The following is a 20,994-nucleotide window of genomic DNA, read 5'->3' on the forward strand; positions in this document are numbered from 1 at the left end:
CCAGTCCGACGATCAGTGGACAGCGGTTCCGATCAACCCGCTTCAACGACCTCGGCCGCGGCCATCCACTGCTCCTCGACCTCGGACTGCTCGGCCTTGACCGCGCGCAGCTCGGTGTCCAGCTCGACCAGCTTGCCCACGTCGGAGCCTGCCGCGGCGAGCTTCTCCTCGATCTTGGCGGCCTTGCTGTCCAACTGCGCGAGCTTGCGCTCAAGGCGGGACAGCTCCTTGCGCGCGGCGCGCTCGTCGGCGGCGGAGGACTTCGGCTTCTCCGCGATCACCTGCGGCGCCACGGTTCCGGAGCCGACGGAGGTCGCGATGCCCGCCGCGCGCATGGCCGCGCGCCGCTTCAGGTACTCCTCGATCCCGCCGACCAGCTTGGCGATCTGGCCGTCACCGAAGAGCGCGACCACGCTGTCGCAGACCCGCTCCACCAGGTAGCGGTCGTGCGAGACCACGATCATGGTGCCGGGCCACGAGTCGAGCAGGTCCTCCAGCTGCTGGAGGGTGTCGATGTCCAGGTCGTTGGTGGGCTCGTCGAGCAGCAGCACGTTCGGCTCGGACATGAGCAGCCTGGTCAGCTGCAACCGCCTGCGCTCACCACCGGAGAGGTCGGAGACCGGCGTCCACTGGCGGCTCGCCGGGAACCCCATCCGCTCCGCCAGCTGCGACGCGGACAGCTCGTACTTGCCGAGCACCACGCGCCGCGCGACGTCCTCGACCGCCTCCAGCACGCGCATGTTCTTCGGCAGGTCGTGCAGCTCCTGCGACAGGTGCGCCAACCGCACGGTCTGCCCCTGCTTGCGGGTGCCGCCGTCCAGCTCGCGCTCGCCGGCCAGCGCCCGCAGCAGCGTCGTCTTGCCGGAGCCGTTGACGCCGACCAGCCCGACGCGGTCACCCGGGCCGACGAGCCAGGTCGTGTCCTCCAGCAGCGTGCGGCCGTCCGGGATGCGCAGCGTGGCGTCTTCCAGGTCGATCACCGTCTTGCCGAGGCGGCGCTTGGCGAAGCTCATCAGCTCCACCGAGTCGCGCAGCGGCGGCACGTCGGCGATCAGCGCCTCGGCCGCCTCGATCCGGTAGCGCGGCTTGGACGTGCGGGCCGGAGCGCCGCGCCGCAGCCACGCCAGCTCCTTGCGCGCGAGGTTCTGCCGCTTCTCCTCCAGGGTCGCGGCGAGCCGGCTCCGCTCCGCGCGCGCGTAGATCCAGTCGGCGTAGCCGCCCTCGTACTGCTCGACCCCACCGCCGACGACCTCCCACGTGCGGGTGCACACGGTGTCCAGGAACCAGCGGTCGTGCGTGACGACCACCAGCCCGCAGCGCCGCGCGCCGAGGTGGTCGGCCAGCCACTGCACGCCCTCCACGTCGAGGTGGTTGGTCGGCTCGTCGAGGATGATCAGGTCGAGGTCGCGGACCAGCGCGGCCGCCAGCGCGACCCGGCGCCGCTCGCCGCCGGAGAGCGGGTCGATCACGGTGTCCAGGCCCAGCTCGCTGACGCCGAGCCCGTCCAGCACCGAGCGCACCTTCGCGTCGGCGGCCCACTCGTGCTCGGCGTCGAAGCCCAGCGGCTCGATCACGTTCTGCCGGATCGTCGAGCCCTTGGGCAGCTCGCTGCGCTGGGTGACCACGGCGAAGTTCAGGCCCCGGTTGTGGCTGACCCGGCCGGAGTCCGGCGGCTCCAACCCGGCGATGACCTCCAGCAGCGTGGTCTTGCCACCGCCGTTGAGCCCGACGACGCCGATGCGGTCGCCCTCGTTCACGCCGAGCGAGACGGCGTTGAGCAGCTGGCGCACGCCGAAGCTCTTGCTCACGGACTCCAGGTTGACCAGGTTGGCCATCGATCCTCACATCGCAGTGGTCCACCTGAATGACTCGTTCAGTCCGTTGACCGTGCTGAACGAGTCATTCAGCACGGTCAACCACATCAACGAGTCATTCAGCACGAAAAGGTCAGGCGTGGACCTCGGGCGGGACGGGTCGCGGCGTGTCGTCGCCGCCGATCACCCGAGCCCCGTGCACCGGGCCCTGCGCCACCCGAACGCTACGGCAGACGCCCGCGCCGGAGAGCTCCGCGGCCACCCGGACGGCGGCGTCGGCGGAGGAGCAGAGGAAGGCGCAGGTCGGGCCCGATCCGGAGACGATCCCGGCGAGCGCGCCCGCGTCCACCCCGGCGCGCAGCGTGCGGCGCAGGGAGGGCCGCAGCGAGACGGCGGCGGCCTGGAGGTCGTTGCCCAGCAGCAGCGCGAGCTGGCGGGGGTCGCCGGTGGCGAGGGCTTCGAGCACGGGCTCGACCGAGCCGACGCGGGGCGGGCGGCCCTCGGCGCGCAGCCGGTCCAGCTCGGCGAAGACGGTCGGGGTGGACAGGCCGCCCTTGTCGAGCGCGATCACCCAGTGGAAGGTGTGCCTGGTCAGCACGGGCACCAGCCGCTCGCCCCTACCGGCGCCGAGCGCGGTCCCGCCGTGCAGGCAGAACGGCACGTCGCTGCCGATGGTGGCGGCGATCTCCGAGAGCTCGTCCCTGCCGATCTCCATCCGCCACAGCGAGGCGGCGGCGACCAGCGCGGCGGCGGCGTCGGCGCTGCCGCCCGCCATCCCGCCCGCGACGGGGATGCCCTTGCGGATCACCACGCGCACGCGGGGGTCGTCGGGGTCGCGGCCCGCGCGCTCGGCGAGCGCCTCGATGGCGCGCCACGCGAGGTTCGAGGCGTCGTCGGGCACCAGATCGGCGCCGTCACCGACGACCTCGATGCCCGGCTCGTCGGCCTGGGCGACGGTCACCTCGTCGTTGAGCGAGAGGGACTGGAACACGGTCATCAGCTCGTGATAGCCGTCTTCGCGCAGGTCACCCACCGCGAGGTGGAGGTTCACCTTGGCGGGGGCGCGGACGGTCACAGGGGGCGGGACCACGGCAAGCACTCTGCCAGCCTACGGCCCCGCGCCCGCTGCTCACGTCTTCACCGATTTTCAGGCGGGGATCACACCGCCCGGGAAGGTCTTGCCGATGAACTCGCGCACCTGCTGCGAGCGCAGCAGCTCCGCCAGCGCCTTGATCCGCTTGTCCTCGGCCAGCTCCGGCCGGGTGACCAGCAGGTTGGCGTAGGCGTTGCCCTCGGCCTTCTCCACCACGAGCGCGGTCTTCAGGTCGAGCTTGGCCTCCAGCTGGTAGTTGCCGTTGACCACGGCGGCGTCGGCGTCGTCCAGGCTGCGCGGCAGCTGGGCGGCCTCGGTCTCCAGCAGCTGCACCCGCTTGGGGTTCTCGGCCACGTCCTGCTTGGTGGCCTTGGCCTCGGTGCCCGGCTTGAGCTTGATCAGGCCGGTCGAGGCGAGCAGGTTCAGCGAGCGGGAGAGGTTGCTCGGGTCGTTGGGCAGCGCGACCTTGGCGCCCTGCGGCAACTCGTCGACCTTCTTGACCTTCTTGGAGAACACCGCGAGCGGCTCCACGTGCACAGGGGCCACGGACTGGAGCTTGATGTTGCGCGCGCCGGTGAACTCCTCCAGGTAGGGCTTGTGCTGGAAGTAGTTGGCCTCCAGCTGGCCCTCGGCGAGCGCGGTGTTCGGCGTGACGTAGTCGTTGATCTCGACGACGTCGACCTTGATGCCCTTGTCCTTGGCCAGGTTGTCCGCGACGTAGCGCAGGATCTCGGCGTGCGGGACGGGGCTCACGCCGACGCGGATCGCGGCGTTGGGGTCCTTGGCGGGGTCAGCGCCACCGCAGGCGGCCAGGACGAGGGCGCTGGCGGTGACGACTGCGGCGGCGGCGAGCGTGCGGATACGACGCATGGGAGTTCGGTGTCCTTAAGGAGAAGAAGAGGCTCAGGCGGTGACCCGGCGGCGGCGGTCGATGCCGCGCGAGCCGAGGTCGAAGAGGAACTGCACGAGGCGGGCGAAGACGCCGAGCACCACGACGGTGCTGATCAGCACCTTGGTGTCGAAGCGCTGGTAGCCGTAGCGGATCGCGAGGTCACCGAGACCACCGCCGCCGACGACGCCCGCCATGGCGGAGTAGCCGATCAGCGCGATCACGGTGACGCCGATCCCGGCGACGAGCGCGGGCGCGGCCTCGCGGAGCAGCACGCCCCGCACGATGTGCGGTTTGGTGGCCCCGGTGGTGATCGCGGCCTCCACGACGGAGGTGTCCACCTCGCGCAGCGCGCCTTCGACGAGCCGGGCGAGGAACGGGATCGCGCCGACCGTCAGCGGGACCACGGCGGCGGTGCTGCCGAGCGTGGTGCCGACGATCGAGCGCGTCACCGGGAGCAACGCGATCAGCAGGATCACGAACGGCAGTGACCTGCCGATGTCCACGACGAAGTTGAGCACCCGGTAGGTCAGCGCCTGCGGGCGCAGTCCTCCCGGCGAGGTGACGTGCAGCAGCACGCCCAGCGGCAGGCCGCCGATCAACGCGAACACGGCGGAGAGGACCACCATGTACAGCGTCTCCCACCCCGTTTCCGCGAGCAGCTCAAAAACGGTGGACCAGGGTGTTTCGGTTCTCACGCAGCAGTCCCCGCAACCAGGGTGGGCTTGTGGCGGACGACGGCGCCGCGCTCGCCGATCCACTTGAGGGCGGCGTCGGCCCGCTCGCCGTTGAGCGCGATGCGGAAGCGGGCGACGGGGGTGTCGTTGAGCCGGGTCATGCCGCCGCCGAGCAGCGAGAGCTCGACGTCGTGGCGGCTGGCGGCCTCCGGCAGCAGCGCGCCGACCGCGGCGAAGCCGACCAGCACCACGTCGGCGACGCGGTCGTGCTGGGCGGTGTGCTGCTGGGAGACCTGGTCCAGCTCGGGCAGCAGCGCCGAGGCGGTGCGGCTGCCGGGCTCGGAGATCAGGTCGAGGACCTTGCCGTTCTCCACGACGCGACCGTGCTCCAGCACGGCGATGTCGTCGCAGATCCGGCGGACCACGGCCATGTCGTGGGTGACAACCAGGACGGTGAGGCCCAGCTCGGAGCGCACGCGGTCGAGCACGGTCAGCACGGAACCGGTGGTCTCCGGGTCCAGCGCTGAGGTCGGCTCGTCGGCCAGCAGCACCGAGGGGCTCGCGGCGAGCGCGCGGGCGATGGCAACGCGCTGCCGCTGGCCACCGGAGAGCTGGTCGGGGTAGTTCGCCGCTTTGTCAGACAGGCCAACGAGTTCCAGCAGTTCGGCCACCCGCTGCTTGCGCTGCGGTCCGGGAACCTTCGCGGCCTCAAGGGGAAGCGCGATGTTGCCAGCCGCGGTGCGTTGGCGCAGCAGGGAATCCGTCTGCGGGACGACGCCGATCTGCCTGCGGGCCGCGCGCAGCGAGGCACCGGAGAGGCTGACCAGGTCCGTGCCGTCCACCCGGATCGAGCCGGAGTCCGGCTGCTCCAGCAGCGCGATGCAGCGCGCCAGGGTCGACTTGCCGGCACCGCTGGTGCCGACGACGCCGAGGATCGTGCCGGCGGGAACCTCCAGGGAGACGCCGTCCAGCGCGCGGACCTCGCCCCCCTTTCCGGGAAAGCTCTTGGTCAGGTTCTCAACAGTGATCACGATATGACTCCATGGCACGGCTGCCGCTCGTGGCGGCAGCGCTCCGAGACCGTCCACAGTGGACGGTTAAGGGGGTGGGGTGTGCGGTGTGGTCAGGCGGCGGCGCGGAATGCGCGGCGACAACCACTCACCGTGCGGAGGCACTGGTCGACACAGCGTCGACGGACCAGGTTGGGTCGACGCGCGGACATCGGCTGGCGAGACATGAGGACTCCATCGGTCCTGGCGTTAGCACCTGCCCGTTTCCGGGTGGTTGCTGCGGCGTCGCTGAGCCAGGTCTCTCGGCCGCTCGGGATGGATTGCTGCGAACAGTAGAACCGACGATGACGGACAGAGGCAAGTCGTTTCGGGTCTCAAACCGTGGATCGTTCGGCACGTCACACTCATGGCCGAATGCGCAGGTGAACGCCCCGGGAACGTGAACTATTCCCGAATGGTGATACCAGTCTCAGAGCGAGGTACGGGCCTGCGCGATGCGCGCGAAGTCCGCGACGTCCAACTGCTCCCCGCGCGTCGAGGGGTCGATGCCCGCCGCGACCAGACACTGCTCCGCGAGCGCCGCCGAGCCCGCCCAGCCAGCGAGCGCGGCCCGCAACGTCTTGCGCCGCTGCGCGAAAGCCGCGTCCACCAACGAGAAAACAGCCTGGCGGTCCACTGTGGACGGTTCTTCGCGGCGGACGAAGGACACCAGCGCCGAGTCAACGTTGGGCACCGGCCAGAACACCGCGCGCGGCACCGGTCCGGCCCTGCGCACATCGGCGTACCAGGCGGCCTTGACGCTGGGCACTCCGTAGATCTTGCTGCCGGAGCGCGCCGCGAGGCGGTCGGCGACCTCCGCCTGGACCATGACGAGCCCGCGCTTCAACGACGGCAGCTCGGCCAGCAGGTGCAGCACCACGGGGACGGAGACGTTGTACGGCAGGTTCGCCACGAGCGCGGTCGGCGGCTGCGGGAAGTCCGCGGCGGTGACCCGCATGCCGTCGGCGGGCAGGACGGTCAGCCGGTCCGCGTGGGCGGGAGCCTGCTCGGTGGCGGTCTGCTCGAGGCGGGCGGCGAGCACGGGATCGATCTCCACCGCCACCACGGCCTTGCAGGCGTCCAGCAGCGCCAGCGTCAGCGAGCCGAGCCCCGGGCCGATCTCCAGCGCGACATCGTCCTCGGTGAGGTTGGCGCCGTTGACGATCCGCCGCACGGTGTTCGGGTCGTGCACGAAGTTCTGGCCCAGCTTCTTGGTCGGCCGAACCCCCAGCTCCCCGGCCAGCCGCCGCACATCGGCGGGCCCGAGCAGCCGCACATCCCCTACCCGCTCATCCACACCCGAACCCTAGCCGCTCACCCCGACCGCCCCGTTGCGCCCTGAATGACTCATTCAGCACCGAAGGCGTTGACGGTGGCGAGGGGTCAGCGGAGGCCGAGCTTGGCGGAGCAGTGCGGCCACGCGCTGTAGCCACCGCGGCGGTCGCGGACCTTGGTCGCGATCGCGATCTGCTGCTCGCGCGATGCCTGGCTGGCCACCGGGGCGTAGGCGCCGCCGCCGTAGGCCTGCCACGTCTGCCGGTCGAACTGCAGGCCGCCGTGGTACTTGCCGTTGGCGCTGACGATCGACCAGTTGCCGGTGGCCTCGCACTGCGCGAGCCGGTCCCACACGGCGGCGTCGGCGATCGGCTTGGTGCCGACCTTGATCTTGCGCGGCTTGGGCTCCTTGAGCACCTTGCTGCGCAGCTCCTTCTTCTCGGCGCGCTTACCGTTGACGGTGATCACCTTGAAGGTGACCTCCTTCTCGCCCGGCTCGCCCTCCTCGATGACTTCCTTCTCGCCCTTGTTCATCGAGGAGTCCTCCTGCTTCTCCTCGGGCGGGTCGATCTTGACCTTCTCGACCACCTCGGTGAAGCGGCTCCTGGTCACCTCGACGGTCATCTTCTCGCCGGTGAGCGGGGTCTTCGGCTCGGGCTTGACGGTGTCGTCCTGTTCCAGGGCGACGTTCTGCTCGCGGAGCAGGTCCTCGACGGAGGTGGCGTTGGTGGCCACCTCGCGGGCCGGCTGGCCGCCGTCGACGAGGGTGATGAGCTTGGCGGTCTTGAGGTCCAGCGCCATGCCCTCCAGCGGGATGCGCTGGTGGCGGTCGGCGGAGAGCAGCGCGCCGTCGTGGCGCATGCCGAGGTGGCGCATGGCCTCGTCGACGGTGAGCGCGGTGGTCCACACCTCGCGCTTGCGGCCGTCCACGGTGAGCATGAGCTTGCGGCCGCGCTTGAGCACGATCCGGCTGCCGTCGATGATCGAGGCGTGCGCGGCGGGGGCGAGCGCGTCCTTGGCGCCCGCGCTCAGCCCGGCGCTGTCCAGGGCTCCGTCGACGGTGCCAGCGAAGGTGTGCACCTGGCGCTGCTCGTCGTCGACGGTGATGGTGATCGTCTTGTCCATCGCGATGGCGGTCGCTCCGCCGGTGGTGACGACCAGGAGGGTGGCGGCGGCTGCCGCCCTGACCATCGTGCTCTTCACAGGTGGTCCAGACGTCGGGCGTCCGGGCAGGGGCGGGCGGTCGTGCGGGTCGCCGTCGTTCCCCCGACAGGACTCCGGCGCCTCCCCCACCCAGGTGGGGGGCAGACCGCCCGGGATGTCCCCACCCCGGCTGTCGGTCACGGGACCGTAATCGACATCGGCGTCGTCGACAACCACCGGGATCTCGACCGTGCGCTCGGTCACGTCCTCGGGATGCTCGTAGCCGGGATCAGTCACGGAGCGACTACCTCCTGGAACCGGAAGACCCGTTCAGCGGTGGCGGTGGTGGCCGCGGCCAGCTCGGCGAGGTCGTCCCCGCGCAGCTCGGCGAGGCCGCGCAGGGTGTACGCGACGCAGTACGGCTCGTTCGGCCTGCCCCGGAACGGGTGGGGAGTGAGGAAGGGGGCGTCGGTCTCGACGAGCAGCTGCTCGGCCGGGACCAGCAGGGCTGCTTCGCGCAGCGCCTTGGCGTTGCGGAAGGTCACCGCGCCCGCGAAGGACAGCACGTAACCGGCGTCCACGCAGCGGCGGGCGAAGTCCGCGTCACCGGAGAAGCAGTGGAAGACGACCGTGTCCGGCGCGCCCTCCTCGTCGAGCACGCGCAGGACGTCCTCGTGCGCGTCGCGGTCGTGGATCATCAGCGGCTTGCCGACCCGCTTGGCCAGGTCGATGTGCCACCGGAACGCCTCGGCCTGCGCGTCGTGCGGCGCGTAGTCCCAGTAGTAGTCCAGGCCGGTCTCGCCGATCGCCACGACCTTCGGCTGCCCGGCGAGCTTCTCCAGCTCGGCGCGGTCGGCGTCGGTGAACACCGAGGTCCTGGTCGGGTGGATGGCGACCGCGGCGAAGACGCGCTCGTCCCACGTCGCGGCTTCCGCTGCCCAGCGCGCGGCGGCAAGGTCGTCCGCGACGGTGATCGCCCGCGCGACGCCGACGGAGTTCGCCCTGTCCATGGCGGCGGCGACGTCCTGCGCGGTCACGCAGCCGCACGCGTCCAGATGGGTGTGCGAATCCACGGCGGGAGCCGGGAGCGGTTCGGGGAGCGGCGGGCGTTCGCCCTTGCGTTCCCCGCTCACCTCGGCACCGCCGAACGGCGACGGGGAGTCAGCACAGGGGTGGACACGGCGGCATAGCCTACGGTCGCCGGAGTTGACCGCCTTATCCGGCTCCGTTCTGGTGAGGTTCTCTCAGCTCTTCCCCCTTCTGCTTCGCGAAGAGCGGTGGTGGTTGCTGGCTGCGTGATCCAGGCGCAGCCGTCGTGCGTCGGCCTCGTCCAGTGTGGGCATGCGCGGGCCCCGGCACACTGAGGTTTTCTTCAAGATTCCGCTGTGGTCGTCCACCCGGGTTTCTCCGGTTTTCCTCAGTGACCCGACGGTCCCGGCTGCCTAATCTCAGTGGTGTGCGCGGCAACGGCGTCGTGGTCCGATCCCACGCGCTGAAATTCACACAACGGCGCTGGGCCTACCAGCGGCGGGATTCCTGGCCCATGATGGGCGATCGTGCGAGTCGTAGCGTGGCCCCTGGCCTCCGACACCGCGCCGGAGCGGGTGTTCCGGCGCCTGTCGGAGCGCGCGTCGGTGCTCGGCATCGCCCCGCCCGCGGCGCTGGTCGGAGACTGGTTCGGCTCGCGTGCGGTGCTCGCCCCAACGCTGTCGGCGGAGCCGGTCGACGACGTCGAGGCGTTCGCGTTCCCCGGACAGCAGCCCTCCGTCGCGGTGACCTCGGCCCCGGCCGACGCGATCGGCGGCGGGTGGTTCGGTTACCTCGGCTACGGGTTGACCGATCCAGGGGTGTGGGAGCGGCCGAGGCGACTGCCGAACGCGGTGTGGGGCTGGGCGGATCACGTGCTGCGCCAGGACCGGCGTGGGCGGTGGTGGTTCGAGGCGCTCGTGCCGGACGGACAGCCGGCACCGGATCAGCTGGCGACCGAGCTGATCGCGCTCGTCGACCGCGGCGAGGACCCGCCCGTGCGCCCGTGGGTGGTCGACCGCCTCGCGCGGCCGTCCGCCGAGCTGCACATGGACGCCGTGCGCGCCTGTGTCGACTCGATCGGCGAGGGCGAGATCTTCCAGGCGAACGTGTGCTCGGAGTTCTCCGCCGTGTTCGCCGGTGATCCCGCCGAGGTCTACGCGGCCGGGGTCGGCAGGCTGCGGCCGACCCGATCCGCTTACCTGGCAGGCGAATGGGGCGCACTGTCCTCGTTCTCGCCGGAGTTGTTCCTCTCGCGCAGGGGAAACATCGTCCGGTCGAGTCCGATCAAGGGCACGCTCCCCCGCAGGCTGCCCGAGCACAACGGGAACGCGCTGCTGCTCCGGCAGTCCGCGAAGGACGTCGCGGAGAACGTGATGATCGTGGACCTGGTGCGCAACGACCTCGGCAGGGTGTGCGCGACGGGCAGCGTCACCGTGCCCGAACTGCTCTCCGTCCGCCCAGCACCAGGGGTGTGGCATCTGGTGTCCACTGTGGAGGGTCAGCTTCCGTCCACAGTGGACGATGACGAACTGCTCGCTGCCGCGTTCCCGCCCGGCTCGGTCACCGGCGCCCCGAAGCTGCGGGCGCTGGAGATCGTCGCCGAGCTGGAGGCGAGCCCGCGCGAGGCGTACTGCGGCGCGATCGGACTCGCCTCCCCCGTCGCGGGCATGGAGCTCAACGTCGTGATCCGGACGCTGGAGTTCCACGGCGACACCGTGCGCCTCGGCGTGGGCGGCGGCATCACCGCGGACTCCGATCCCGCCGCGGAGTGGCAGGAGTGCCTCACCAAAGCGGCCCCCATCGAAACCCTCCTCGCCACCCCGCTCCCCACGGCGCTGCGATAACCCGGCGGGTCAGCCCGCGATGAGGGCGAGGAGTTCCTCAGCCAGCGCGGGGGTGGCGGCGGCAACTCCGGACCAGCGGCGGGACAGATCCGGGTCGAGCACCAACGGACGACCGAAGGCGTCGAGCACCACGCCACCCGCGGCGGGCACGGTGACCATCGCGGCGGCGAGGTCCATGATCCGGTGGGTGTCGGAGCCGGGGTCGACGAAGCCGTCCACCGAGCCCTCGGCGACCAACGCGCACTCCAGGGCCGTCGTCCCCAGCACCCGCACCCGGTCCGCGCGCGAGGCCACCCGCATCCACGCGTCACGCGCACCGGGCTTGGGCCGCAGCATGCACAGCTCCGAGCCCTCGACCGACGTCCGCCCGGTGGTCCGGTACGGCGTCGGCTCCCCGGCCTTCGCCCACCACACGCGCCCGGTGTCGAGCCAGCAGGTGACGGCCTCGGTCGCGACGCCGTCCACGGCGACCACTCCGGCGACGCAGGACAGCGGCACCCCGGCCGCCGCGTTCGCCGAGCCGTCGATCGGGTCGAGCACGAGGGTGGTGGCCGAGCCGTGGTCGAGGAAGCCGATCTCCTCGCTGAGCAGGTTGACCCCGTGCCGGGCGGCGGCCTCGGCGATCGCGCCCTCCACGAGTTCGTCGACGCGCATCGTCGGCGTGCCGTCAGCGCCCTGGGCCACCACAACGGCAAGATCGTCCCTGCCGAACCGGTGCCTCGACGCGCGGTAGGCGGTCGCGGCCGCCCGCACGGCGTCGGCGAGCGCGGGGTGGATGTCGTCGGACAACTCGGGCTCTGGGACCGGCCAGGAGATGCGGCGTTCGATGTCCAGGTCCAGTTCGCTCACAGGGGCTCCTCGATGACGACAGCGACGGTGTGCTCACCGGGTGCCCAGACGGGTGTCGTCCTCAATCATCCGAGGTGACCCTTGCACGAGGCCCCGACCAGGCGTAGTTTTCGCTGCGAACAAGAAATTTGTTTGTTCACGGGTTCATTGGAGATCGCATGCCCACGCCGTTCAGCGCCGCAGACCGCACCAGGATCACCGAGATCCTGCTGCGAACAGGCGAGAACCTGTTCACCACCCAGGGCCTGCGCAAGACCTCGCTGGACGACCTGGTCCGGCCCGCGAACATCGCCAAGAGCAGCTTCTACGCCTTCTTCGAGTCCAAGGAGGCGCTGTACCTGGAGCTGATGCTGCGGCAGGCGCCCGAGGTGCAGAAGCAGCTGCTGGACGAGGTGCTGACCAAGGCGCCCGACCTGCGCACGGCGATCAAGGACTTCCTGCGCGCGACGCTGCGGGTGCTCGACGACAACCCGCTCTACCGCCGCCTGGTCACCCACCCGGAGGAACTCCAGACGGTCAGCAGGCGGATCGACCCCGAGCGCGCCGCCGAGGTCCGCGAGCAGGTGAACCTGCCGCTGGGCGAGTTCTTCCGGCGCGCCCAGCGCAGCAGCAAGCTGATCGACATCAGCCCGGAGGCGGTGATCGGCCTGATGCAGGCGGTCCTGCTGCTGCCGTTGCACCGCGACGAGTTCGCCGAGGACGTCTACCCCGTCGTGCTGGACCAGCTGATCGAGTTCGTCGCCAACGGCCTCACCACCGCGCCCGTCCGCGCACTGGTGACGGAGATGTCGCCGATCTATGTCTGAGGGAGTGCTGCCTGGCGGCCTGCCGTACTTCACCGTCGGTGAGGGCAGACCGCTGGTGTACCTCCCCGGTTTCAACCCCACGCACGAGAACCCGTCCGGTATCGCCAGGAAGATCAGCGAGCGGACGGTGCGGCCGTTCGTGCGCGCGGGGCGAAAGGTCTACTTCGTCAACCGCAAGCCCGGCATGGCCACGGGCAGCACGATGGCAGACATCGCCGCCGATCACGCCAGGGCTCTGCACGAGTACTTCCGCGAGCCCGTCGACGTGCTCGGGCACTCGACCGGCGGCTCGATCGCGTTCCAGCTCCTGCTCGATCACCCGGACGTAGTCCGACGCGCGGTTCTCGCCAGCACCGCCTACGCGCTCGGACCGGTGGCCAAGCGGGCGCAGATGGCGATGGGCAGGAAGCTCGCCGAAGGCAGGCCCGGCTACCAGGAACTGGTGCCCGGCATGATCAAGCACCGCGCGCCCCAACTGGTGGTGAGCGGGCTGATGTGGGTGGCCGGAATGCTCGCGCCGAAGATCAAAGACCCGTCGGACATGATGGCGGTGCTGACCGCCGAGGACGGCTTCGACGTGCGCGACCGGCTCGGCGAGGTCACCACGCCGACGCTGGTCATCTGCGGGGCGCGGGACTACTTCTGGACGCCGGAGATGTTCGCCGAGACGGCCGCCGGGATGCCCGGCGGCACGCTCGTCATGTACCCGAGGGCCGGGCACGCGGTGACCACGAAGCGGGAGTTCTACCGCGACGTGCTGGAGTTCCTCAGGTGATCGTCAGCGCCACGTAGGTGATCAGCAGGCCGAGCCCGCCGTAGGTGAGGATGTCGGTCAGCCTGGTGCGGATGACCAGCAGGCCGCAGCGCTCCGGCGGCAGCACCGCGCGGAAGGTCGCGGCCAGCAGCAGCGCCCCCGCGATCGCGCCGGAGCCCATCCGCCAGCGGTAGAGCATGATCAGCACGAAGCCGATCAGCACGACGCCCATCACCACCATGTAGGGCAGGTGCACCTGCCACCGCTGCGACTTGGGCGGCGGGGGCGGGAGGTCCGGCTCGTGGTCGTCAAGCAAGTGCTGCTCCGCGTTCATCGCGCCGCCCGCTCTGCTGCCTCGACGACGTTGCTGACCAGGATGGCCCTGGTCATCGGCCCGACGCCACCGGGCATCGGAGCAACGTGGCCCGCGACCTCCCGGACGCCCGGGTGCACGTCGCCGACCAGACCCGCCTCGGTGCGGGTGATGCCCACGTCGAGCACGGCCGCGCCCGGCTTCACCATCTCCGGGGTGATCAGCGCGGGGCTGCCCGCCGCCGCGACCACGATGTCGGCGCGGCGCACCTCGGCGGCCAAGTCCTTGGTCCCGGTGTGGCACAACGTGACCGTGGCGTTCTCGGAGCGGCGCGTCAGCAGCAGGCCGAGCGGTCGGCCCACGGTCACGCCGCGACCGACGACCACCACGTGCGCGCCCGCGATCGGCACGTCGTAGCGGCGCAACAGCTCCACGATCCCGCGCGGGGTGCAGGGCAGCGCGCCGGGCTCGCCGAGCACGAGGCGGCCCAGGCTCACCGGGTGCAGGCCGTCGGCGTCCTTGGCCGGGTCGATCCGCTCCAGCAGCGCGCCGGAGTCCAGGTGCTTGGGCACCGGCAGCTGGAGGATGTAGCCCGTGCAGGCGGGGTCGGCGTTGAGCTCGTCGAGCACCGCCTCCACCTCGGCCTGGGTGGAGTCGGCGGGCAGGTCCCTGCGGATCGAGGTGACCCCGACCTTCGCGCAGTCGTTGTGCTTGCCGCGCACGTAGGCGTGCGATCCGGGGTCGTCGCCGACCAGCACGGTGCCGAGGCCCGGCGTGACACCCCGCTCGCGCAGTGCCGCTACCCGGGTCCGCAGATCGTCGAAGATCGCGTCTCTTGTGGCTTTGCCGTCAAGGATCGTCGCACTCACGAACTCCATCGTGGCAGATCAGCGAGTGGCCCTGCCGGGCAGCGCCGCGATGCCGACGGCGGCGACGGTGAGCAACGTGCCGACGACCGTCGCGGTGCTCAGGTGGTCACCGGCGGCGGGAACCACGAGGTCGAGCAGCAGTGCGCCGATGAGCTGGCCCGCGACCTGGCCGAGTCCGAACAGCAGGACACCGGTCGTGGAGACCAGCGCGGCGGCCGCTCCGATGGCGACCGTGCCGAGCAGACCGCCGACGTAGAGCCAGGGTTCGCCCGGAAAGGTGATCTCGGCGCCGCCCACGAGCAGCCGCACCACCAGCACGGCGGTCAGCGCCAGTGTCCCGACCAAGAAGTTGATCATCGCGGTGGGCAGCGCGGAACCCGCCCGCGCGCGGACGATCCCGTTGGCCGCCTGCTGCCAGCCCATGCCGATCCCGGCCAGCAGCGGCAGCGCGGCCAGCCACAGCAGCGACGGCTGCTCGAACCGGTCGGACACCGCGATCATCACCGCGGCGACGGCGAGCACGGCACCGGTGATCCTGTTGCGGCTCAACGGTCTTGGCCCGTCCGAGCCGAGCCCGGCGCGGTCGACCGCGAGGCTGCTCGCCGCCTGGCCGGTCACCACGGCGACGGTGAACACCGCCACGCCGAGCGAGGTGATCGTCAGTCCCTGGCTGAGCACGAAGACCGCGCCGCACACGCCGCCGGTGCAGTGCCACCACGACAGCTGTCCGCCGCCGAGCGCCTCGCGCACCCGGCGCACGCCGCGCCTGCCGACGGGCAGCGCGAGCACGAGAACGAGCAGCACCAGGAGCCCGGTGCTGAAGGAGATCAGGGCGGCCGTGAGGCCGTCGCCCATCCGGTCGGCGAGTTCGCCGTTGATCCGGGACTGGACCGCCAGCAACGTGCCGGTGCCCAGAGCGGCGAGCACCCCGAGCCCTCGGGCGAACCCGCGAATACGCGGTGCTACAGCGGTTTTCTGCACCTAGGCATCGTTGCCGACCTCCACGCGACGAGTCTGTTCCGAAAGCGCAACGTTCCGTACACGGCCTGCACGGATCGCCAGAAGGGTGCCCAGAACGGCCAGCCCGCCGCTCACCGCGACAGCGGCCGCCGGGCCGGAGGAATCGAGGAGGTACCCGGCCAGCGGAGAGGCCAGCGCTCCGGCCGCCGTCGTCGCGGTCGCCTGCCAGCCGAACGCCTCGGCCAGCCTGCCCTCCGGGACCAGGTCGCCGAGCCAGGTGTTCGCGGTGGCGATGGCGGGCGCGATGGCCAACCCGGTGATCACCAACAGCCCGGCGAGCAGCCACGGCGACGGGTCCAGCAGCGGTGGCAGCACGAGCGCGACGGCGATCATGCCCGAGGTGAACAGCCCGGCGCGGCGGGCCAGGCTCGGCTCGCCCTTGAACGAGCCCGCCGCGAGGCCGCCGATCAGCGAGCCGATCCCCCACACCGTGACCATCACGGCGATCAGCTCCGGAGTGCCGCGCTCGCGCGCCCAGCTGATGATCGCGATGTCGGTGATGGTGAAGGCGCCGAGCATCACGGTGGCGACGGTGAGCAGCGGCACCACGCCCCGGTTGCGCAGGATCGAGGTCTTCGCCTCCTGGCTGGCCTTGATCGACTCCGCGTTCGGCGTGCCGTGGCCCGAGCGGTGCACGGTCAGCGCGAACCCGAGCACTCCGGTCGCCACCATGGCCGCGCTCAGCAGCAGCCCGGCGCGGCCCCCGCTGAAGCCCACGGCGACCGCGATCAGCGTCGGCCCGATCAGGAACGCCATCTCCTGGACGATGGCCTCGATGGAGAACACCGCGTTGTGCTTGTCGCGCTCGACCGCCCGCGTGCACACCGCGCGCACGATCTGCCCGACCGGAGGCATGAACAGCCCGGTCGCGAGCCCGATGACCGGCGCGATCGGCCACCAGGCAGCGGGTAACGCCGCGAGGACGAGCAGCCCGGTCGTGTGCAGGGTCCCGCTCACCGCGAGCAGGCGCGGGGCCGATCCCCGGTCCGCGGCCTTGCCGCGCAGCGGCCCGGAAATGCCCTGGCCGAGCGTGACCGCGCCGACGATGAGCCCGGCGATCAGGTAGGAATCGGTCCACTCGACGGCCAGGAAGGTGATGGCGATGGAGATGCCCGCCATGTGCAGCCTGCCGACGATCGACCAGCCCAGCAGAGCCCGCAGGTGCGGTGTTCCGGCGAGGTCTTTGTAGGGGCTGCTCACCACGACAGTGTCACCGCGCCACTTGGCTCTGGCGACCCTCTTGGGGTGAGTGCTGTACAAACGACGGCATTCCGAGCTGCGGGGATTGCCTGGGCTACTCGATCACGAGACCATGCGCGGCCGCGAAGCTGACCGCGATCTCCAGGTCCACCTTGGTGCCGCGCAGGTCGGCCTGCACCAGGATGTCCGCGCCGAGCTTCGCCCCGCGCAGGTCCGCGTCGGCCAGTTTGGCGTCCAGCATCCGCGCGCCGGTGAGGTCGCACTTGGTCAGGTCGGCGCCGCGCAGGTCGCTCTCGTTGAGGTTGGCCTCGCGCATCCGCAGCCCGGACAGCGAGGAGTCCTTGAGGTCGGCGCCGCTCAGGCCGACCAGGGTCAGGTCGGTGTCGTGCAGCTGCCACTGGCGGAGTCGGCAGTCGCCGAACTGCGAGCCCATCAGCGAGCACCCGCGCAGCTCCGACTCGCTGAGGTCGGCGCGGCGGAAGGTGCACTGCCGGAACGCGGTGATCCGGTGCTTGGACTCCGACAGGTCCGCGCCGGTGAAGTCGCACGCCACGAAGGTGCAGTTCTTGGTGATCAGCCCGCGCAGGTCCGCGTCCACGAAGGAACATCGCTCGAAGGCGCAGTCCTCCCACACCTCGTTGGCGAAGACGGCGTCGGCGAAGTCCTCACCGACCACCGGTGGCACTGAATCCTGGGTCGCCTCGTCCACGCCCAGCACCCTGCCACAGGTGATCAGTCAGCGGGGATGGCCCTTTCCACGAACATCCGGACGAGTCCGTCGAGACCGTCGAGTGCGTTGCCGTCGAGCACCTCGGGCAGCGTCAGGTGCTCGACGATCAGCGCGGTGAGCGAGAAGTACAGCAGCACCACCGAATCCGCATCGCCAGGCAGCCCGGAACCCGTGTGCTGCTTGATGTTCGCGTCCAGGTTCGCGCGCACGGTCGCGGTCAGCGCGGCGCGCAGCTCCGGCCGCCGCGTCGCCTCCAACCGCAGCTCCTGCAAGGCCAGGTAGCCCGTGCGGTCGTCGATGATCCGTCGCACCATCTCCGTCATCAGCCACACCACCGCTTCCCGCGTGCGCGGCGCGAGGGTGTTCGCGGACAACGCGGTGGCGGTCGGCCCGAGTCGCGTGTGGATGCGCCCGCCGACCTGGTTGAACAGGTCCTCGCGGCTGGCGAAGTAGTTGGAGGCCGTGCCCTTGGGCACCTCCGCCGCCTCGTCGACCGCGCGGAAGGTCAGCCCGCGCGCGCCCTCCGCCGCCAACACCTCGATCGCCGCGTCGACCAGCGCGGTTCGCCGTTCAGTGTTCCGCTTCCTGACCACTCTGCGTACAGTACTACAGACATAGTGGTTATGGGAGGAGCGGCATGCGCAAGCTGAGCTACTACATCGCGTCCACAGTGGACGGTTTCATCGCGACCCCGGAGGGCGCCGCGGACTTCTTCCCCTGGGAGGGCGATCACAACGCGGTCATGACCGCCGAGTACCCGGAGACCGTCCCCACCCACGTCGCCGCCATGGTCGGCCTGCCGGTCCCGGAGCCCAGGCACTTCGACACCGTGGTGATGGGTCGCGGCACCTACGACGTCGTGCTCAAGGAGGGCGTGCCGAGCCCCTACGAGCACCTTCGGCAGTACGTGTTCTCGAACAGCCTCACGCGGCAGCACCCCGACGTCGAGGTCGTGCCCGGCGATCCTGTCGCCAAGGTCAGGGAGCTGAAGGCGTTGGAGGGCAAGGGAATCTGGCTCTGCGGCGGCGGCGCGCTCGCGGGCGCCCTGCGCGAGGAGATCGACGAGCTGCTGGTGAAGATCTACCCGATCGTCGCGGGCTCCGGCGTACCGCTGTTCAGCGGCGAGTTTCGCGCGACCGGCTTCAAGCTCGCCGCGCACCGGATCTTCGACAGCGGTATGGCGTTCATGACGTACACGAAGCAGTGATCACGCGCATTCGCGGGCGCGGCCGAGCAGCAGCTCGCGCTCGCGGGTGTTGCGCGTCAGCCCCGCCGCCCGCTCGAACTCCGCCTTGGCCTCGTCCATCCTGCCGAGCTTGAACAGGAAGTCCCCGCGCACGCTCGGCAGCAGGTGGTAGCTCTTCAGCGCGGGCACGTCCACCAGGCCGTCCGCCACCTCAAGTCCGGCCGCGGGGCCGAAGGCCATCGAGACCGCCACCGCGCGGTTGAGCTCCACGATCGGCGACGGCGTGACCTCCACCAACACCGCGTAGAGGCTCGCGATGCGCTCCCAGTCCGTGTCGGCTGCCGTGCGCGCGCGGGCGTGGCAGGCGGCGAGCGCGGCTTGGAGCGCGTAGGGACCGCGCGCTCCGCCGAGCTTTTCCGCCTGCTCCAGCGCCGCCAGCCCGCGTCGGATGAGCAACTGGTCCCAGCGCGCGCGATCCTGCTCCAGCAACAGGATCGGCTTGCCCTCCGCGTCCGTGCGCGCTCGCGACCGCGAGGCCTGGATCTCCATCAGCGCGACCAGGCCGTGCGCCTCCGGCTCCTTCGGCACGAGTCCTACGAGAACGCGGCCCAGCCGCAACGCTTCCGCGCACAGCTCCGGTCGCAGCCAGTCTTCCCCGGCGGTGGCCGAGTAGCCCTCGTTGAAGATCAGGTAGATCACTTCGAGCACCGAGGACAGCCGCTGCGCGCGGTCCTCCCCCTGCGGCACCTCGAACGGGACCTTCGCCTTCTCCAAGTTCTTCTTCGCGCGGACGATCCGTTGCGCCACAGTCGCTTCCGCGACCAGGAAGGCTCGCGCGATCTCGTCCGTGGTCAGCCCGCCCAGCAGGCGCAGCGTCATCGCGACCCGTGCCTCGGTGGACAGCACCGGGTGGCAGGCCGTGAACACCAGGCGGAGCAGGTCGTCGCCGATCTCCCCGTCCAGCGCGGGGTCGTACTCCAGGTCCGCCCCATCGCCCTCGGTCTCCAGGCGGTGGCCGACCTCCTCCAACTTGCGCGCGAAGTTCTCCTTGCGCCGCACCAGATCGATCGCGCGCCGCTTCGCGACCGACATCAGCCAGGCGCCCGGGTTGTTCGGCACCCCCGACTCCGGCCACTGCTCCAAGGCCGCGACCAACGCGTCCTGCGCCAACTCCTCGGCGAGCCCGACGTCCCGGATGAACCGCGCGAGCCCCGCGATCAACCGCGCGGCCTCGATCCGCCACACCGCCTCAATGGCCCGGTGCGCCCGGTCCCCCGCAGCCCTGTCACTCGCAACACTGCCGCTCGCAGCACTGCCGCTCGCAGCACTGCCCTCGGCCACGTCGTCCGCAGCCCCGCCCATCACCGCCCCGGTACCCGCCACGACGCGCAATCACAGCAGCCCACCCCACCACTCGCAACCTCCCCGATGTCCCCCAAATCCGTTTCGTACTCATAGCGGCGAAGTGAAGCCACACCGCTATGAGTACGAAACGGGTACCCCTGGCTGCGTTGACGAAGGGGTGCTCGACGGTCTTCACCGGCAACGCGGAGGGTTTGTGGTGGTTAACGATGATCGACAGGGGGTTTGGCGGTCTTGAAGACACCGCAACCCGGGTCGTGCCGTCACCAGGACCTGCGCCTCGACCACGTGCAGAACAAGCCCCTGTGCGTGCGCGTGCTTCGGCGCGCCGGACAGCCCGGCAGACCAGACGGCTTCGGCCGCGCGGTAGCTACGACGTCACCGAAGGCTCCGGCGGCGCAGAGCCGAAGTCAGCTGGCCTCAGCCGGTGTGGAGCCGAAGTCGGCAGTCCTGGCGGCGCAGGGGCTGAGGCGGCGACCTCGACGACGGGGCGGACCTCGACCTCGGCCTCCGAGTCCGGACCGCAGGGGATGCGTCCCACCCACGCAATGGCCTCGTCGAGCGACTTCACGTCGATCAACCAGAACCCGGCGAGCAGGTCCCGAGCCGCGGGGAACGGGCCGTCGACCACGGTCCGCCGAGCGCCGGAGAACCGCACCCGCGCACCGCAGGAGCTGGGCTTGAGCACTTCCCCAGCGAGGAGCACACCGGCGTTGACCAGGTCTTCGTTGTACTTCTCCAGCGCGGCCAGCACCTCGGCGCTCACCGGTTGACCGGCTTCGGACCGGGCATCCGCCTTCACCATCACCATGAACCGCATCAGCGCCTCCTCCAGTGGTCGTCCCCACTGGAGCGTCGATCGGCGGCCACCCGGATCGACAACACCGATCGACGAGCACTGAACTGTTCGCCACCGCACCACCGGGTCGCAGGTCAGGCGGACAGCGACACGGCGGCGAACGAATCCACACCTCTTCGGTCACACCCGCCCCGCGAACCGCCGCCGGAGGTCATGACCACCCCGTTGGCCACGACCACCCCGTCCGGCGACAACCCGCGGAGCGAGTGCCACACCGAACACCCGCTTCCTCT

21 protein-coding genes and 1 riboswitch are annotated in these 20,994 nt (G+C 70.7%); of the genes, 4 read left to right on the forward strand and 17 right to left on the reverse strand.

The features are described from left to right. Positions 1 to 32: 32 nt before the first annotated feature. From CCN37_RS12520 to CCN37_RS12555, 8 genes are all read right to left on the reverse strand, one after another. Entirely contained in the window at positions 33 to 1,835 is a 1,803-nt protein-coding gene (locus CCN37_RS12520) for an ABC-F family ATP-binding cassette domain-containing protein (protein ID WP_086820916.1), read from the reverse strand. A 112-nt stretch (positions 1,836 to 1,947) separates the two neighbouring features. Then, positions 1,948 to 2,904 (reverse strand): 4-(cytidine 5'-diphospho)-2-C-methyl-D-erythritol kinase, encoded by a 957-nt coding sequence (locus tag CCN37_RS12525; protein WP_210407989.1) that lies wholly within the window; start codon positions 2,902 to 2,904, stop codon positions 1,948 to 1,950. Between the two features lie 57 nt (positions 2,905 to 2,961). Beyond that, positions 2,962 to 3,777: a MetQ/NlpA family ABC transporter substrate-binding protein gene (locus CCN37_RS12530; RefSeq protein ID WP_086820918.1), complete on the reverse strand. Its 816-nt coding sequence runs from the start codon at positions 3,775 to 3,777 to the stop codon at positions 2,962 to 2,964. A gap of 33 nt (positions 3,778 to 3,810) precedes the next feature. Then, positions 3,811 to 4,494: a methionine ABC transporter permease gene (locus tag CCN37_RS12535; RefSeq protein ID WP_246842982.1), complete on the reverse strand. Its 684-nt coding sequence runs from the start codon at positions 4,492 to 4,494 to the stop codon at positions 3,811 to 3,813. Continuing rightward, a complete protein-coding gene (locus tag CCN37_RS12540; protein ID WP_086820919.1) occupies positions 4,491 to 5,504 on the reverse strand; it encodes a methionine ABC transporter ATP-binding protein in 1,014 nt (337 codons plus the stop codon). Before CCN37_RS12540 ends, CCN37_RS12535 begins: the two co-directional genes overlap by 4 nt. A gap of 210 nt (positions 5,505 to 5,714) precedes the next feature. Then, a riboswitch (SAM riboswitch) is annotated at positions 5,715 to 5,805 on the reverse strand. A gap of 147 nt (positions 5,806 to 5,952) precedes the next feature. Further along, on the reverse strand, positions 5,953 to 6,819 hold the full coding sequence (gene rsmA / locus CCN37_RS12545; protein WP_246842983.1) for a 16S rRNA (adenine(1518)-N(6)/adenine(1519)-N(6))-dimethyltransferase RsmA: 867 nt from the start codon (positions 6,817 to 6,819) through the stop codon (positions 5,953 to 5,955). An 86-nt stretch (positions 6,820 to 6,905) separates the two neighbouring features. Continuing rightward, positions 6,906 to 8,237, reverse strand: a complete 1,332-nt coding sequence (locus CCN37_RS42155) for a resuscitation-promoting factor (RefSeq protein ID WP_086820920.1) — start codon at positions 8,235 to 8,237, stop codon at positions 6,906 to 6,908. Then, positions 8,234 to 9,073 carry a TatD family hydrolase gene (locus CCN37_RS12555; protein WP_086820921.1) on the reverse strand — a complete coding sequence of 280 codons (840 nt, stop codon included), beginning with the start codon at positions 9,071 to 9,073 and terminating at the stop codon, positions 8,234 to 8,236. Before CCN37_RS12555 ends, CCN37_RS42155 begins: the two co-directional genes overlap by 4 nt. A 423-nt stretch (positions 9,074 to 9,496) precedes the next feature. Between CCN37_RS12555 and CCN37_RS12560 the strand changes: the two genes are divergently transcribed. Beyond that, the gene (locus CCN37_RS12560; RefSeq protein ID WP_086820922.1) at positions 9,497 to 10,813 is read left to right on the forward strand and encodes an aminodeoxychorismate synthase component I; all 1,317 of its coding nucleotides are present in this window, start codon (positions 9,497 to 9,499) and stop codon (positions 10,811 to 10,813) included. Positions 10,814 to 10,822: 9 nt separating this feature from the next. Here CCN37_RS12560 and CCN37_RS12565 read toward each other — a convergent pair whose 3' ends face one another. Beyond that, positions 10,823 to 11,662 (reverse strand): inositol monophosphatase family protein, encoded by an 840-nt coding sequence (locus CCN37_RS12565; protein ID WP_246842984.1) that lies wholly within the window; start codon positions 11,660 to 11,662, stop codon positions 10,823 to 10,825. A 158-nt stretch (positions 11,663 to 11,820) separates the two neighbouring features. Between CCN37_RS12565 and CCN37_RS12570 the strand changes: the two genes are divergently transcribed. Continuing rightward, complete coding sequence (locus CCN37_RS12570) at positions 11,821 to 12,468, forward strand: TetR/AcrR family transcriptional regulator (RefSeq protein WP_086820923.1); 648 nt, start codon at positions 11,821 to 11,823, stop codon at positions 12,466 to 12,468. Beyond that, positions 12,461 to 13,243, forward strand: coding sequence for an alpha/beta fold hydrolase (locus CCN37_RS12575; protein WP_086820924.1), 783 nt, complete (start codon positions 12,461 to 12,463; stop codon positions 13,241 to 13,243). Before CCN37_RS12570 ends, CCN37_RS12575 begins: the two co-directional genes overlap by 8 nt. On the opposite strand, the gene CCN37_RS12580 is transcribed toward CCN37_RS12575, so the two are convergent. The 6 genes from CCN37_RS12580 to CCN37_RS12605 all read right to left on the reverse strand — a co-directional run bounded on the left by CCN37_RS12580 (position 13,236) and on the right by CCN37_RS12605 (position 17,947). After that, entirely contained in the window at positions 13,236 to 13,538 is a 303-nt protein-coding gene (locus CCN37_RS12580) for a DUF3017 domain-containing protein (protein WP_246842985.1), read from the reverse strand. The genes CCN37_RS12575 and CCN37_RS12580 overlap by 8 nt on opposite strands. 14 nt (positions 13,539 to 13,552) lie before the next feature. Then, positions 13,553 to 14,404 carry a bifunctional methylenetetrahydrofolate dehydrogenase/methenyltetrahydrofolate cyclohydrolase gene (locus CCN37_RS12585; RefSeq protein WP_086820987.1) on the reverse strand — a complete coding sequence of 284 codons (852 nt, stop codon included), beginning with the start codon at positions 14,402 to 14,404 and terminating at the stop codon, positions 13,553 to 13,555. Between the two features lie 18 nt (positions 14,405 to 14,422). Beyond that, the gene (locus CCN37_RS12590; RefSeq protein WP_246842986.1) at positions 14,423 to 15,385 is read right to left on the reverse strand and encodes a DMT family transporter; all 963 of its coding nucleotides are present in this window, start codon (positions 15,383 to 15,385) and stop codon (positions 14,423 to 14,425) included. Then, the gene (locus CCN37_RS12595; RefSeq protein WP_143261574.1) at positions 15,386 to 16,624 is read right to left on the reverse strand and encodes an MFS transporter; all 1,239 of its coding nucleotides are present in this window, start codon (positions 16,622 to 16,624) and stop codon (positions 15,386 to 15,388) included. Between the two features lie 94 nt (positions 16,625 to 16,718). Continuing rightward, positions 16,719 to 17,333, reverse strand: coding sequence for a pentapeptide repeat-containing protein (locus CCN37_RS12600; RefSeq protein ID WP_246842987.1), 615 nt, complete (start codon positions 17,331 to 17,333; stop codon positions 16,719 to 16,721). A 23-nt stretch (positions 17,334 to 17,356) separates the two neighbouring features. Continuing rightward, positions 17,357 to 17,947 carry a TetR/AcrR family transcriptional regulator gene (locus CCN37_RS12605; RefSeq protein WP_086820927.1) on the reverse strand — a complete coding sequence of 197 codons (591 nt, stop codon included), beginning with the start codon at positions 17,945 to 17,947 and terminating at the stop codon, positions 17,357 to 17,359. 44 nt (positions 17,948 to 17,991) lie between these two features. Here CCN37_RS12605 and CCN37_RS12610 point away from each other — a divergent pair, with 44 nt between their 5' ends. Beyond that, positions 17,992 to 18,561: a dihydrofolate reductase family protein gene (locus CCN37_RS12610; RefSeq protein ID WP_086820928.1), complete on the forward strand. Its 570-nt coding sequence runs from the start codon at positions 17,992 to 17,994 to the stop codon at positions 18,559 to 18,561. Here CCN37_RS12610 and CCN37_RS12615 read toward each other — a convergent pair whose 3' ends face one another. Then, a complete protein-coding gene (locus CCN37_RS12615; RefSeq protein ID WP_246842988.1) occupies positions 18,562 to 19,923 on the reverse strand; it encodes an RNA polymerase sigma factor in 1,362 nt (453 codons plus the stop codon). A gap of 349 nt (positions 19,924 to 20,272) precedes the next feature. Then, positions 20,273 to 20,722: a YciI family protein gene (locus tag CCN37_RS12620; RefSeq protein WP_086820929.1), complete on the reverse strand. Its 450-nt coding sequence runs from the start codon at positions 20,720 to 20,722 to the stop codon at positions 20,273 to 20,275. Between the last annotated feature and the right edge of the window lie 272 nt (positions 20,723 to 20,994).

Source organism: Allokutzneria sp. NRRL B-24872 (assembly GCF_002155965.1).
In the GTDB taxonomy this organism is placed as follows: Bacteria; Actinomycetota; Actinomycetes; order Mycobacteriales; family Pseudonocardiaceae; genus Allokutzneria.